Genomic DNA, 15,210 nt, shown 5'->3' with positions numbered 1-15,210 from the left:
AGAATAGTATGACAGCATTGATTGAAATGACTCAAGTGACAAAAACGTACGGGGAAGGAAAGATGAAAGTCGTAGCTCTACATGAGACGAATTTTCAGCTAAATGCGGGAGAGTTCGTGGCTATCGTTGGGCCTTCAGGCTCTGGAAAGACGACCTTTCTAACGACTCTAGGCCAACTTCAGGAAGCATCGAGTGGAAAGATTTTAGTTAAGGGGAAGGAAACAGGCAGTTTGACGGAGAAGGAGAAAACAGACCTCCGTTTTAGAGAGTTTGGCTTTATTCTTCAGGCTTCAAACTTAATTCCTTTTCTAACGGTCAAAGAACAGCTGGATTTGATTGACAGACTGGATAAGGGAAAAAATAGTAAAAGTGATCGAAAAGAGTTACTGGACTTGTTGGATTTGGAAAAGGTACAAAATCATTATCCCAAGGCTTTATCAGGTGGTGAACGTCAACGGGCCGCAATTGCTAGAGCGCTTTATAACAATCCGAGTATCGTTCTTGCAGATGAACCAACAGCCAGTCTGGATACCCAGCGTGCTTACCAAGTAACAGAAATGTTGGCTGCCATTGCCCATGAACAAGGTAGAGGTGTTGTTATGATCACTCATGATACACGCCTTCTAGATAAGGTGGACCGTGTTTATGTGATGAACGATGGACACCTAGTTGAAGAAACACATGCATAAAAAGAGAGTGAACGGTGCTGATACTGTTCACTTTTTAATTTCAAAAGTTAAAAATAAGCCTAACTTTTTGTAAAACTCCCAGTATTCATAGCTGATTTTTGAGAAATGTGGTATAATTTTTCTTATGGAAAAGATTATCATTACAGCAACTGCTGAAAGTATTGAACAAGTTAAACAACTGCTCGAAGCTGGCGTAGACCGTATCTATGTCGGTGAGAAAGATTTTGGCCTTCGTCTGCCAACAACCTTTAGTCATGACAAATTGCGTGAAATTGCTAAGGTGGTTCATGAAGCAGGTAAGGAATTGATTGTTGCGGTTAACGCCCTCATGCACCAAGATATGATGGATCGTATCAAGCCTTTCTTAGACTTTTTGGAAGAAATCCAGACAGACTACATTACGATTGGGGATGCAGGTGTCTTTTACGTGGTCAACCGCGATGGTTATTCCTTTAAGACCATCTACGATGCTTCGACTATGGTAACTAGCAGTCGTCAGATAAACTTCTGGGGACAAAAGGCTGGTGCATCTGAGGCTGTTTTGGCGCGTGAAATTCCATCAGCTGAACTTTTCAAAATGCCAGAGATTTTGGAAATTCCTGCTGAAGTTTTGGTTTACGGAGCTAGCGTTATCCATCATTCTAAACGTCCGCTCTTGCAAAATTACTATAACTTTACGCACATCGATGATGAAAAGACGCGCAAGCGTGACCTCTTCTTGGCTGAGCCAAGTGACCCAGAGAGTCACTATTCTATTTTTGAAGACAATCATGGAACCCACATTTTTGCCAACAATGACCTTGATTTGATGACAAAATTGACAGAATTGGTAGAGCATGGTTTTACTCACTGGAAATTAGAAGGTCTCTATACACCTGGTCAGAACTTTGTTGAGATTGCAAAACTCTTTATCCAAGCGCGTAGCTTGATCCAAGAGGGTAACTTAAGCCATGACCAAGCTTTCTTGCTGGATGAAGAAGTGCGCAAGTTACACCCTAAAAACCGTTTCCTTGATACAGGATTTTATGACTACGATCCTGACATGGTTAAATAAAGTAAATGATTCGTTGAGAGAGGGAAGATGCAAACATTTCTTCTCTCAATTTTTCTTATTCTCCAATATTTTCAAAAAATAAGTAGGCTAGGATGCTCTATTTACTAGGATTTTTAAGAAAAGTGACCTTCTTGAGTTTGAAAATTATCCTATGTTTGCAGGTGCCAAATGGCCCTTTTTTTGGTATAATTTTTTATAATGAAAACGATTGGTAATCGCTATGTTGTAGTTGATTTAGAGGCAACTAGCACAGGTAGTAAGGCTAAAATTATCCAAGTGGGGATTGTTGTGATTGAGGACGGAAAAATCGTCGATCACTATACGACGGATGTCAATCCACATGAACCCTTGGATGCTCATATCAAAGAACTGACAGGATTGACAGACCAACGTCTGGCGCAAGCACCTGATTTTTCGCAAGTTGCTAGAAAAATCTTTGACTTGGTGGAGGATGGGATTTTTGTAGCACATAATGTTCAGTTTGATGCTAATCTCTTGGCGGAAAATTTATTTTTTGAAGGCTATGAACTAAGAAATCCTCGTGTTGACACGGTCGAATTGGCTCAGGTCTTTTTCCCTGAACTGGAAAAATATAGTTTGCCGATATTGTGTCGAGAATTAGGAATTCCTCTTAAACACGCTCACACAGCCCTTTCAGATGCCCAAGCTACAGCGGAATTACTTCTTTTTTTACGAGAAAAGATGGCCCAACTTCCTAAAGGACTCTTGGAACGCTTGCTGGAAATGGCTGACGCCCTCTTATATGAGTCCTACCTGGTTATTGAAGAAATTTATCGCAGCCAATCTATCCTGAGTTCTCCAGACTTGGTCGAAGTTCAAGGACTGTATTTCAAGAAAACTGGAGCTCCCCTGGAGCCACGAAAACTATCCCAAGATTTTTCTAAAAATATTTCTTTGTTGAACCTTGAAGTGAGGGAACGACAAGAAAGTTTTGCTAAAGAGATTGGCTTGCTATTGAAAGATGAGCCTGTCTCTCTGATTCAAGCACCGACAGGGATTGGGAAAACCTATGGCTATCTCTTACCCGCTTTATCTCAAGCCAAAGAGCATCAAATTGTTCTTAGTGTTCCGACAAAGATTCTTCAAAATCAGATCATGGAAGAAGAAGGTAAACATCTCAAGGAAGTGTTCCATATAGATATTCATAGTTTAAAGGGACCACACAATTATCTGAAGCTGGATTCCTTTTATCGTTCCTTGCAGGAAAATGATGAAAATCGCTTATTTAGACGCTTTAAAATGCAACTCTTGGTCTGGCTGACTGAGACAGAGACAGGAGATTTGGATGAAATCGGGCAACTATACCGTTACCAACATTTTCTAACAGATCTTCGTCATGACGGGAATTTATCATCTCAGAGCTTATTTGTGACGGAAGATTTTTGGAAACGTAGTCAAGAAAGGGCACAAACCTGCAAGCTTTTAGTGACCAATCATGCCTATCTTGTAACCAGACTTGAAGATAATCCTGAATTTGTCAGCGACCGTTTATTGATTATTGATGAAGTTCAAAAGATTTTGTTAGCTCTAGAAAATCTGCTTCAAGAGACCTACGATATCCAGTCTATTATCGATTTGCTTGATAAGGCTTTACTGGAGGAGCAAAATAAGGTTCAGCAACGAATACTAGAAAGTATTCGCTTTGAGTGCCTTTACTTGATTGAACAATTTCAGTCTGGAAAATCTAGGAAAAATATCTTGGATTCTCTGACCAATCTCCATCAGTATTTTTCAGAATTAGAGGTAGAAGGCTTTGAGGAGCTGGTTCGCTATTTTACAGCTGACAGAGATTACTGGCTTGAAGCAATTGAAACGAGTCAAAAGAAAATTCAGATTTCTTCTACAAAATCAGGCCGTATTCTTCTATCTTCTTTAATACCTAATTCATGTCAAGTCTTGGGAGTGTCGGCTACTCTTGAGATTAGTCAGAGGGTTTCTTTGGCAGATCTTTTAGGCTACCCTGAAGCCAAATTTGTCAAGATTGAAGCTCGGGGAAAACAGGATCAAGAAGTGGTCTTGGTCAAAGATTTTCCACTGGTGACAGAAACCTCCTTAGAAGTTTACGCTAAAGAGGTAGCTAATTTGCTGATGGGTGTTCAAGCTTTCCAACAACCGATTTTAGTTCTCTTTACTGCTAAAGACATGCTTTTAGCAGTTTCAGATATGCTTCCTGTAAGCCACTTGGCCCAGTATAAAAATGGGGATGTTTATCAGCTTAAGAAACGCTTTGAAAAAGGTGAACAACAAATCTTGCTTGGTGCAGGAAGTTTCTGGGAGGGAGTTGATTTTTCAAGTCATCCTTTTGTGATTCAAGTTGTACCAAGACTTCCTTTTCAAAATCCTCAAGAGCCCTTGACGAAAAAGATTAATCAGGAACTGAATCAAGAAGGAAAAAATGCCTTTTATGATTATCAGTTACCAATGGCCATTATTCGTTTAAAGCAAGCTTTGGGAAGAAGTATGAGACGCGAACACCAACGTTCCTTAACCCTTGTTTTGGATAGGAGAATTGTCGAAAAGCGATATGGTAAACAAATTGTGACTTCTCTAGCAAAAGAAGCGACTGTTAAAACCGTCTCTAAATCCGAAGTTGATGAGGATATTGATAAATTTTTAAATGAACTTTGATAAATAATATTGTATGAAAGTATAAGGTTAGTATATATGAAACGTTCTCTCGACTCTAGAGTCGATTATAGTTTGCTCTTGCCAGTGTTTTTTCTACTGGTTATTGGCGTGGTGGCTATTTATATAGCCGTTAGTCATGATTATCCAAACAATATTTTGCCCATTTTAGGGCAGCAGGTCGCCTGGATCGCCTTGGGGCTTGTGATTGGTTTTGTGGTCATGCTTTTTAATACAGAATTTCTTTGGAAGGTGACCCCTTTTCTATATATTTTAGGCTTGGGACTTATGGTTTTACCTATCGTCTTTTATAATCCAAGCTTAGTTGCATCAACAGGTGCCAAAAACTGGGTATCGGTAAATGGTGTTACCTTGTTCCAGCCGTCAGAATTTATGAAGATATCCTATATCCTCATGTTGGCTCGTGTGATTGTCCAGTTTACAAAAAAACATAAGGAATGGAGACGTACAGTTCCGCTGGACTTCTTGTTGATTTTCTGGATGATTCTCTTTACTATTCCAGTCCTAGTTCTTTTGGCACTTCAAAGTGACTTAGGGACAGCTTTGGTTTTTGTAGCCATTTTCTCAGGAATCGTCTTGCTATCAGGAGTTTCTTGGAAAATTATTATCCCAGTATTTGTGACTGCTGTAACAGGAATTGCTGGTTTCTTAGCTATTTTTATCAGCAAGGATGGCCGGGCTTTTCTCCATCAACTGGGAATGCCGACATACCAAATCAACCGTATTTTAGCTTGGCTCAATCCATTTGACTTTGCCCAAACAACGACCTACCAACAGGCTCAAGGGCAGATTGCCATTGGAAGCGGTGGCTTGTTTGGTCAAGGATTTAATGCTTCTAATCTGCTTATTCCAGTTCGAGAGTCGGATATGATTTTCACGGTTATCGCAGAAGATTTTGGCTTTATTGGCTCTGTCCTTGTTATCGCCCTTTATCTCATGCTGATTTATCGTATGTTGAAGATTACTCTTAAATCAAATAATCAGTTCTACACCTATATTTCCACAGGTTTGATTATGATGTTACTCTTCCATATCTTTGAGAATATCGGTGCCGTGACAGGTTTGCTTCCTTTGACTGGGATTCCTTTACCTTTTATTTCGCAGGGAGGATCGGCTATTATCAGTAACTTGATTGGTGTTGGCTTGCTTTTATCGATGAGTTACCAGACAAACCTAGCTGAAGAAAAGAGTGGAAAAGTCCGATTCAAGCGGAAAAAGGTTGTATTAAAACAAATCAAATAAGGAGAAAATAATGGTTAAAGTAGCAGTTATGTTGGCTCAGGGCTTTGAAGAAATTGAAGCTTTGACAGTTGTGGATGTTTTGCGTCGGGCAAATATTACTTGTGATATGGTTGGTTTTGAAGAGCAAGTGACAGGTTCGCATGCAATCCAAGTAAGAGCAGATCGTGTTTTTGATGGTGATTTATCAGACTATGATATGGTTGTTCTTCCTGGCGGCATGCCTGGTTCTGCACATTTGCGCGATAATCAGGCCTTGATTCAAGAGTTGCAAAGCTTCGAGCAAGAAGGAAAAAAACTAGCAGCCATTTGTGCTGCGCCAATTGCCCTCAATCAAGCAGGGCTATTGAAAAACAAGCAGTACACTTGCTATGATGGCGTTCAAGAGCAAATCTTTGATGGTCAATATGTAAAGGAAACAGTAGTGGTAGATGGTCATTTGATAACCAGTCGAGGTCCATCAACAGCCCTTGCCTTTGCCTACGAGCTGGTAGAGCAATTAGGAGGAGATGCAGAGACTTTACGAACAGGAATGCTCTATCGAGATGTCTTTGGTAAAAATCAGTAAAACGGGAGTCAAACTCTCGTTTTTTTATGTGGAAAACTCAGGGAAATCATCGCTTTTTTCATAAAAAAATGCTATAATGAAGGGTATGAAATATCACGATTATATCTGGGATTTAGGTGGAACTTTACTGGATAATTACGAAACTTCAACAGCAGCATTTGTTGAAACATTGGCATTGTATGGCATCACACAAGACCATGATAGTGTCTATCAGGCTTTAAAGGTTTCTACTGATTTTGCGATTGAGACATTCGCTCCCAACTTAGAGAATTTTTTAGAAAAGTACAAGGAAAATGAAGCCAGAGAGCTTGAACATCCGATTTTGTTTGATGGAGTTTCTGATTTATTGAAAGATATCTCAAATCAAGGTGGCCGTCATTTTTTGGTATCTCATCGTAATGATCAGGTCTTGGAAATTTTAGAAAAAACCTCTATAGCAGCTTATTTTACAGAAGTGGTTACTTCTAACTCAGGCTTTAAGAGAAAACCAGATCCTGAGTCCATGATTTATTTAAGAGAAAAGTATCAGATTAGCTCTGGTCTTGTAATTGGTGATCGACCGATTGATATCGAAGCCGGGCAAGCTGCAGGACTAGCTACCCACTTGTTTACCAGTATCGTGAATTTAAGACAAGTATTAGACATGTAAGAAAAAGGAAAAAGATGACAGAAGAAATCAAAAATCTGCAGGCACAAGATTATGATGCCAGTCAAATTCAAGTTTTAGAGGGCTTAGAGGCTGTTCGTATGCGTCCAGGGATGTATATCGGATCGACCTCAAAAGAAGGTCTTCACCATCTAGTCTGGGAAATTGTTGATAACTCAATTGATGAGGCTTTGGCAGGATTTGCCAGCCATATTCAAGTCTTTATTGAGCCAGATGATTCGATTACTGTTGTCGATGATGGGCGTGGTATCCCCGTCGATATTCAGGAAAAAACAGGTCGACCTGCCGTTGAGACTGTCTTTACTGTCCTTCATGCTGGAGGAAAGTTTGGCGGTGGCGGATATAAGGTCTCAGGTGGTCTTCACGGAGTGGGGTCTTCAGTAGTTAATGCTCTTTCCACTCAGTTAGATGTTCATGTCCACAAAAATGGTAAGATTCATTACCAAGAATACCGTCGTGGTCATGTTGTTGCAGACCTTGAGGTGGTTGGAGATACGGATAAAACGGGAACAACAGTTCACTTCACACCGGACCCAGAAATCTTCACTGAAACAACAACCTTTGATTTCGATAAATTAAATAAACGGATTCAAGAGTTGGCCTTTCTAAATCGCGGTCTTCAAATCTCCATCACAGATAAGCGTGAGGGGCTAGAACAAACTAAGCATTACCACTATGAAGGTGGGATTGCTAGCTACGTTGAATATATCAACGAGAACAAGGATGTTATCTTTGATACACCAATTTACACAGATGGTGAAATGGATGATATCACAGTTGAAGTAGCCATGCAGTACACAACGGGTTACCATGAAAATGTCATGAGTTTCGCCAATAATATTCATACCCATGAAGGTGGAACGCATGAACAAGGTTTCCGTACAGCCTTGACTCGTGTTATCAACGATTATGCTCGTAAGAATAAGTTACTGAAAGACAATGAAGACAACCTAACAGGGGAAGATGTCCGCGAAGGATTAACTGCAGTTATCTCAGTTAAACACCCAAATCCACAGTTTGAAGGACAAACTAAGACCAAACTGGGGAATAGCGAAGTGGTCAAGATTACCAATCGCCTCTTCAGTGATGCATTCTCTGATTTCCTTATGGAGAATCCTCAAATTGCAAAACGCATTGTAGAAAAAGGGATTCTGGCTGCTAAGGCTCGTGTGGCTGCTAAGCGTGCGCGTGAAGTTACCCGTAAAAAATCTGGTTTGGAAATTTCTAACCTTCCAGGAAAATTGGCGGACTGTTCTTCTAACAATCCTGCAGAAACAGAACTCTTCATCGTCGAAGGAGACTCAGCTGGTGGGTCAGCCAAATCTGGTCGTAACCGTGAATTTCAGGCAATCCTTCCGATTCGCGGTAAGATTTTGAACGTTGAAAAGGCAAGTATGGATAAGATTCTAGCTAACGAAGAAATTCGTAGTCTTTTCACAGCGATGGGAACAGGATTCGGTGCAGAATTTGATGTTTCAAAAGCCCGTTACCAAAAACTCGTTTTGATGACCGATGCCGATGTCGATGGTGCTCACATTCGTACCCTTCTTTTAACCTTGATTTATCGTTATATGAAACCAATCCTAGAAGCTGGTTATGTTTATATTGCCCAACCTCCAATCTATGGTGTTAAGGTTGGAAGTGAGATTAAAGAATACATCCAGCCAGGAGCAGATCAAGAAATTAAACTCCAAGAAGCCTTAGCCCGCCACAGTGAAGGTCGTGCCAAACCAACTATTCAGAGGTATAAAGGTCTGGGTGAAATGGACGATCATCAGTTATGGGAAACAACAATGGATCCCGAGCATCGCTTGATGGCCAGAGTTTCTGTGGACGATGCTGCAGAAGCAGATAAAATCTTTGATATGTTGATGGGAGATCGAGTAGAGCCTCGTCGTGAATTTATCGAAGAGAATGCCGTCTATAGTACACTTGATGTCTAAAAAATCGGGAGAAGTAGTTCCCTTGGTCTAAAAAATATGATATAATCATTACGATTGTTTCAAGTAAAAAAGGAGTTTAATATGTCTGGTACACTAGTAATTTATCTTGCAATTGCAGTTGCAGTTTTCTTAGTGATTGCCTATGCTATAGCAATTTATGTACGGAAACGCAATGAAAGTAAATTAGCAATTTTAGAAGAGAAAAAAGAAGAGCTGTACAATCTTCCAGTTAATGATGAAGTTGAAGCTGTAAAAAATATGCACTTGATTGGACAAAGTCAAGTGACTTTCCGTGAATGGAACCAAAAATGGGTTGACCTATCTCTTAACTCTTTTGCCGATATCGAAAATAATCTTTTCGAGGCAGAAGGTTATAACAATTCATTCCGTTTTTTTAAGGCTAGTCATCAAATTGACCAAATCGAGAGCCAAATTACCTTGATTGAAGAAGATATTGCGGCAATTCGCAATGCCTTGGCAGATTTGGAGAAACAAGAATCTAAAAACAGCGGTCGTGTTCTTCATACCTTGGACTTGTTTGAAGAGTTGCAACACCGAGTGGCTGATCATTCTGAAGAATATGGCCAAGGTTTATCTGAAATCGAAAAACAATTGGAAAATATCCAATCAGAGTTTTCTCAGTTTGTTACTTTGAACACTTCAGGTGACCCAGTAGAAGCTGCTGTGATTTTGGATAATGCTGAAAATCATATCTTGGCTTTGAGTCACATTGTTGACCGCCTGCCAGCGATTGTAAAAACATTATCTAAAGAGCTACCTGATCAATTGGAAGATTTGGAGGATGGTTACCGTAAGCTTTTAGATGCTAACTATCATTTTGCTGAAACGGATATTGAATCTCGCTTCCAATTGCTTTATGAATCTTTGAAGAAAAACCACGAAAATATTGCACAATTAGAGTTGGATAATGCTGAGTATGAAGATACTCAAGTTCAAGAAGAAATCAATTCACTCTATGATATCTTTACACGAGAAATCGCTGCTCAAAAAGTAGTAGAAGGCTTAGTTGCAACTCTTCCTACATATTTGAAACACATGAAAGATAGTAATGCTGTTTTAGTGGAAGATATTCAACGATTGAGTAACAATTACCTACTATCTGAAACGGATATTAGTCATGTTCATAGATTACAAGCTGAGTTAGAATCTTTAGAAGAATCTGTATTGGAATTAACTTCTGAACAAGAGGAACATTCTGAACCTTATTCATTCCTTGAAGATCGTTTGGAAAACTTACAAGCGACTTTGAAGGAAATTGAAGATGAACAAGTTGCGGTTAGTCAACGCCTTGCTCAGATTGAAAAAGATGATATCAATGCTCGCCAGAAGGCAAATGTTTATGTTAATCGTCTTCACACAATTAAGAGATATATGGAAAAACGCAATCTTCCAGGTATTCCTCAGAATTTCTTACAGTTGTTCTTTACAGCAAGTAACCATACTGAAGAGTTGATGGCTGAACTAGAAGAAGCCCGGGTCAATATCGAAGCTGTGAACCGTATGCTTGAAATTACAACAAATGATATGGAAGCACTTGAAGAAGAAACCTATAATATTGTTCAATATGCAACGTTGACAGAACAATTGCTACAGTATTCGAACCGTTACCGCTCATTTGATGAACGAATTCAAGAAGCCTTTAATGAATCATTAGAAATTTTTGAAAAAGAATTTGATTATCATGCTTCATTTGATAAGATTTCGCAAGCTTTGGAAGTTGCAGAACCAGGTGTAACCAACCGTTTTGTCACTTCATACGAAAAAACACGTGAGACGATTCGTTTCTAACATAATAAAAAAGATTTGGTTCTGTGAGAAGCAGAACCAAATCTTTTTTATTTATTCATTGTTTTTAAAAATGCCCAGTTGCCAATTGATTTTGATCCGTATTCTAAGTCCATATGGTCCAGTAATACATAATCGTTTTTTTCGTAGAATGAGACATTTCTAGCTGTACTAGTTATGAGTCCCAAGTGTTTACAGCCTTTTGATTTGACATAGGGTTCAATGCCTTGTTTCAAAAATGTACTGCCTATTCCCAGCCCTTTATTTGATACATTGACAGCTAAGGCCATCAAATACCAATCAAACTCTCCTGCTTGTTCTAAGTGCTTTTTGGAACGTTTTACAAAGTCAAAGTATTTAAAAAGATTTCGTGGTCGAATGTAGCGAAAAATGTTTGTTCCGCCATTTTGAAGATAGGATAGTATACAGAAATCCTTTTGTTGCAAAAGGGCGACTGCTAGTAACTCTCCATCTTGTTCCGCAATTAAACAATGTCCCTTTTTGATATAGACTCTAGTGAGCAATGTTTGTAATATTTCTACAAAATTAGGATAATAATCAGGTTTCTTTAAGTCATCAGTTATAATCGTTAAAAAAGGATAGTCAAGAAAGGACTTGGCTAATAGTTTTCCAATTTTTTCGTATTCTTCAAGTCTTGCCTCTCGATATATGATGTCTCCCATGCTTGTCTCCTTTGTTAGCCATAAAACCATGAATGATAGGATTTCAAGATAAAAAAATGGAGATGATTTAAAAAGCAAGTTAGAACCCAACTCTGTGCTATAAGGTTCAATAGCTTTCAAATCTCTCCAAGATTTTATTTGGTCGGAATTGAAATTCCAATTAATTTTTCTGAATAGAGGGTTTTGATATTGGCTTCATCAATAGAGTCCTTATCAATTTTACGTTTCAAGAAAAATTCTTGAATAGCTTCGATTTCAGGTTCGCGAATAGCGCGGTGTTTGTTTGAGATGAGGATTTCATAGTGAAGCGGAGCTTGGGTAAAAATAACATCGGTATTCCCAGCAGAATAGACCTCAACAAGGGTTGCATCTGTACTTTCTAGCTGGCTTTTAACAAGTTGCGAGTGTGAGTTTGTCGTATTGATTAGCTTCATAACATTTCCTCCGATTTTCTAATTCTATTATAGCACTTTTTGAATAAAGTAGCTTGATTTAGTCAATCTTATGCTGTTTTTTCCAAGATTCAATAGCCCATTTATGGCTACCACGTTTGAGATTTTCAATCGCCTTGTCAATAGGGAACCAGGCAATATGATTAAAGTCTTCTAGTGGCTTTTGCACTTCTTTGAAAGAAGTCGCTTCATAGAGGTAGGCAGGATTGTAGTAGTAGGTGTCACGGTGACGAGAGTAGAAATATTCGTCAGCTTGTCCGTAATAGGTACCAATCTCAGCTGTGAAGCCAAGCTCTTCAATCAATTCACGTTTTAGGGCTTCCTGATGGTTCTCACCAGCTTCAATTTCACCACCTGGTAGGAACCAAGCGCCATTGGGTGCTTGAACAAGAACAATTTGTTTTTGTTCAGCATCAGGGATAACTGCATATACGCCATAACGGTGCTGGTAGGTTACATTCTCTTTTTTTTCTCCAAAGGTTGGATTTGCCATTGCATTTTCCTCATTATCTATTATCTTTATTATTATCTTAATGGACAAAGGCCGAGCTGTCAAGAACTTATAGTTATTTTTGTAAAAAGGAGCAGAAAATTTTCATTTTCTACTCCTTTTCTATAGGATTTATACTTCTTTTTCAGAAGTTTTTACTTCAGATTTTTTGGCAGACTTAATTTGAATCTTGCCCTTGCTGGTCATAACTGCCTTGAGGTCTTTTTCGCTTGGATTTTCAAGGTAGTAGTCAGTGATTGCGTCCTCAATATAGTCTTGAATAGTACGACGAAGTGGGCGTGCCCCCATTTTTGGATCATAACCGAGGTCAACTAATTTTTCCTTGACCTTGTCAGTTACATCTAAATGAATGTTGTTACTTGAAAGACGTTTGTTAACATCTGCTAGCATAAGCTCGACAATCTGAAGGAGGTTATCCTTGCTGAGAGCCTTAAATTCAATAATACCATCAAAACGGTTCATAAACTCTGGGCTAAAGAAGTTACCGAGTTCACCGAGAACAGAATTGGTACGTCCTTCTCTAGCAGCACCAAATCCAACGCTGGCTTCGGCCTTACCTGTACCTGCATTTGAGGTCATGATAATGATGGCATCCTTGAAGCTAACGGTACGTCCTTGCCCATCTGTCAAACGACCATCGTCCAAGACCTGGAGGAACATATGCATAACATCTGGATGGGCTTTCTCTACTTCATCCAAGAGAATAAGAGAATATGGATTACGGCGGACTTTTTCAGTTAATTGCCCAGCCTCATCGTAGCCAACATAACCTGGAGGGGCGCCGACCAACTTAGCTACACTGTGTTTTTCCATATATTCACTCATATCGAAGCGAATCATACTCTCAGCAGAACCAAAGAGTTCGATAGCTAGTTGTTTGGAAAGTTCTGTCTTACCGACGCCAGTTGGTCCGACGAAGAGGAAGCTTCCAATTGGGCGATTAGGCGTCCCAAGTCCAACACGATTACGGCGAATAGCCTTAGCAATCTTATCGACAGCATCGTCCTGTCCAATAACATGAGACTTGAGGTCTTCAGCTAGATGGATGAGTTGAGATTGTTCTTTCTCTTTCAAATCTCCAACAGGGATATTGGTTTTCTGTTCGATAATGTGCTCAATGGTTTTCTCACTGATGATAGGAGTATCTTGGTCTGTGACCTTTTTCTTTTGCATTTCCTTATATTTAGCAATCTGGTCACGGAAGTAGGCAGCTTTTTCAAAATCTTCCTCTCGTGTAGCTTGAGATTTGAGATTTTCAGCTTCAATCAAGCGTTGATCAATCACTTTAGGATCCACAAAATTCAAGGTTAAGTTCATCTTAGAACCTGCTTCATCTAGGAGGTCAATGGCCTTGTCAGGTAAGAAGCGATCTTGTATGTAGCGATTGGAAAGAGTTGCAGCTGCTTCAATTGCGGCATCGGTATATTGAACGTGGTGGTAGTCTTCGTATTTCTTTTGAATGCCTTTGAGGATAGTGATTGTTTCTTCCACCGTTGGTTCATCGACCTTAACCGGTTGCATACGACGCTCTAGGGCCGCATCCTTTTCAATGATACGGTATTCATTAAGGGTAGTAGCACCGACCAGTTGTAGTTCCCCACGAGCAAGGGCTGGCTTGAGGATATTTCCTGCATCCATATTGCCATCGCCTGCAGAACCTGCACCGACAATTTCATGGATTTCATCGATAAAGAGGATGATGTCCTCACGTTTGCGAATTTCTTCCATGAGCTTTTGCATGCGTTCTTCAAATTGTCCACGGATACCGGTTCCTTGAACTAGGCTAACCACATCCAGACGGATGACTTGTTTACCTTGTAGTTTATGTGGAACATCGCCATCAACGATTTTCTGAGCTAGACCTTCGACAACGGCAGTTTTTCCGACACCTGGTTCACCGATAAGAACAGGATTATTCTTGGTTCTGCGATTGAGAATCTCGATGACACGGATAATCTCATCATCGCGTCCAATAACGGGGTCGATATCGCCACGACGAGCAATCTCAGTTACATTGATACCAAATTCTTCTAGTAGGCCTTTTTCTTGGCTTGGAGGCGGAGTTTGGGCAGGTCCACGATTTTGGGAGCCATAACCGCCGTTTCCACCGTAGCCTCCACCTGATTGGGTTGGGGGAGTTGGAGGAGTATTGTTAGAAGGTCTGAAATTGTTTAGGTCATTGAAGAAATCGCCGAAAGGATCAAAGTCACGATTGTTCAGATCCGTCATACCTTGAAAGAGGCTATTGTTAGGATCTGTCTTGATAATCTTATAGCAGTTTTGACAGAGGTCAATTTGTTTTTGCTTTCCATTAAGATTGGTATAAAGATGAATTGTTGAGTCGTTTATTTTACAGTTTTGACAAAGCATACATCTACCTCGTTTCTTTCTTTAGCCTGACCTGTTTAATGGTCAAAAATAGTCAAATTTCTATACTCTCATTATAACAGGATTGGGGTGTAAAGCAAGTAAAAAGATTGCAGCTTTGAGAAGTTGTTATAATGAAAATATTTGTGGATTTGGACTATAAAAAAAATCCTATTTGTGAGACAAAAAGGATTTTGGTTAGACATGCAGGGTGTAATCCCAGCTTGTTTTGTATTAGTAAAGGAGTTCGTAAATCTCCATTGCAATCAAGTCAATGCTGTCAAACGTATAAGTTTCGCGAGCTTCTACATCACGAAGGGTAAAGATTGATCCGTTTTCTTCGTCGTGGCTGTATGCAACTTCTGCAACAACAACTCCTTCGCGTTCAAAATTACGTTTTAAATTTCCGCCGTCTTTTGCCATTGCTTCAAGGCGGTTGATGATTCTAACCAAATGTGATTCCATTTTGATTCTCCTTCATTTCTTATCGTTACTATTTTACCATAAAGAAGGTCAACTTGCCTAGAAAAAACTAAGATTTCTCGCTAATTCTACCAGCTTAAA

The 15,210-nt window shown here is 39.6% G+C and carries 13 protein-coding genes; 8 read left to right on the top strand and 5 right to left on the bottom strand.

Annotated features, from left to right (window positions below; all coding sequences use genetic code 11):
• Window positions 1-8 precede the first annotated feature (8 nt).
• The 8 genes from QM956_RS00190 (at window position 9) to ezrA (ending at window position 10,636) form a co-directional block, all read left to right on the top strand.
• Entirely contained in the window at window positions 9-689 is a 681-nt protein-coding gene (locus tag QM956_RS00190) for an ABC transporter ATP-binding protein (RefSeq protein ID WP_000125744.1), read from the top strand.
• Window positions 690-813: 124 nt separating this feature from the next.
• Window positions 814-1,743: a peptidase U32 family protein gene (locus tag QM956_RS00185; protein WP_000411188.1), complete on the top strand. Its 930-nt coding sequence runs from the start codon at window positions 814-816 to the stop codon at window positions 1,741-1,743.
• 198 nt (window positions 1,744-1,941) lie between these two features.
• Window positions 1,942-4,392 (top strand): bifunctional DnaQ family exonuclease/ATP-dependent helicase, encoded by a 2,451-nt coding sequence (locus QM956_RS00180; RefSeq protein ID WP_414302057.1) that lies wholly within the window; start codon window positions 1,942-1,944, stop codon window positions 4,390-4,392.
• 36 nt (window positions 4,393-4,428) lie between these two features.
• On the top strand, window positions 4,429-5,652 hold the full coding sequence (locus tag QM956_RS00175; protein WP_261014148.1) for an FtsW/RodA/SpoVE family cell cycle protein: 1,224 nt from the start codon (window positions 4,429-4,431) through the stop codon (window positions 5,650-5,652).
• Window positions 5,653-5,662: 10 nt separating this feature from the next.
• On the top strand, window positions 5,663-6,217 hold the full coding sequence (locus QM956_RS00170) for a DJ-1 family glyoxalase III (protein ID WP_125442835.1): 555 nt from the start codon (window positions 5,663-5,665) through the stop codon (window positions 6,215-6,217).
• 85 nt (window positions 6,218-6,302) lie between these two features.
• A complete protein-coding gene (locus QM956_RS00165; RefSeq protein ID WP_004239328.1) occupies window positions 6,303-6,866 on the top strand; it encodes an HAD family hydrolase in 564 nt (187 codons plus the stop codon).
• Between the two features lie 14 nt (window positions 6,867-6,880).
• Window positions 6,881-8,827: a DNA topoisomerase (ATP-hydrolyzing) subunit B gene (gene gyrB, locus QM956_RS00160; protein ID WP_000134040.1), complete on the top strand. Its 1,947-nt coding sequence runs from the start codon at window positions 6,881-6,883 to the stop codon at window positions 8,825-8,827.
• An 81-nt stretch (window positions 8,828-8,908) separates the two neighbouring features.
• The gene (ezrA, locus tag QM956_RS00155; protein ID WP_414302056.1) at window positions 8,909-10,636 is read left to right on the top strand and encodes a septation ring formation regulator EzrA; all 1,728 of its coding nucleotides are present in this window, start codon (window positions 8,909-8,911) and stop codon (window positions 10,634-10,636) included.
• Window positions 10,637-10,683: 47 nt separating this feature from the next.
• Here the strand turns inward: ezrA and QM956_RS00150 are convergent, their stop codons facing one another.
• From QM956_RS00150 to QM956_RS00130, 5 genes are all read right to left on the bottom strand, one after another.
• Window positions 10,684-11,316 (bottom strand): GNAT family N-acetyltransferase, encoded by a 633-nt coding sequence (locus QM956_RS00150; RefSeq protein WP_414302055.1) that lies wholly within the window; start codon window positions 11,314-11,316, stop codon window positions 10,684-10,686.
• Between the two features lie 134 nt (window positions 11,317-11,450).
• Window positions 11,451-11,750: a DUF1827 family protein gene (locus QM956_RS00145; protein WP_000767189.1), complete on the bottom strand. Its 300-nt coding sequence runs from the start codon at window positions 11,748-11,750 to the stop codon at window positions 11,451-11,453.
• 58 nt (window positions 11,751-11,808) lie between these two features.
• Window positions 11,809-12,261, bottom strand: a complete 453-nt coding sequence (locus QM956_RS00140) for an NUDIX hydrolase (RefSeq protein WP_261117505.1) — start codon at window positions 12,259-12,261, stop codon at window positions 11,809-11,811.
• Between the two features lie 129 nt (window positions 12,262-12,390).
• Window positions 12,391-14,649 carry an ATP-dependent Clp protease ATP-binding subunit gene (locus QM956_RS00135; protein ID WP_414302054.1) on the bottom strand — a complete coding sequence of 753 codons (2,259 nt, stop codon included), beginning with the start codon at window positions 14,647-14,649 and terminating at the stop codon, window positions 12,391-12,393.
• A 231-nt stretch (window positions 14,650-14,880) separates the two neighbouring features.
• Window positions 14,881-15,111, bottom strand: coding sequence for a DUF1797 family protein (locus QM956_RS00130; protein WP_000443570.1), 231 nt, complete (start codon window positions 15,109-15,111; stop codon window positions 14,881-14,883).
• Between the last annotated feature and the right edge of the window lie 99 nt (window positions 15,112-15,210).

It is taken from the genome of Streptococcus mitis (assembly GCF_047460035.1).
GTDB lineage: Bacteria > Bacillota > Bacilli > Lactobacillales > Streptococcaceae > Streptococcus > Streptococcus mitis_DW.
The sequence above is the reverse complement of the archived record's forward strand: the minus strand, read 5'-3'. Positions and strand labels throughout refer to the sequence as shown.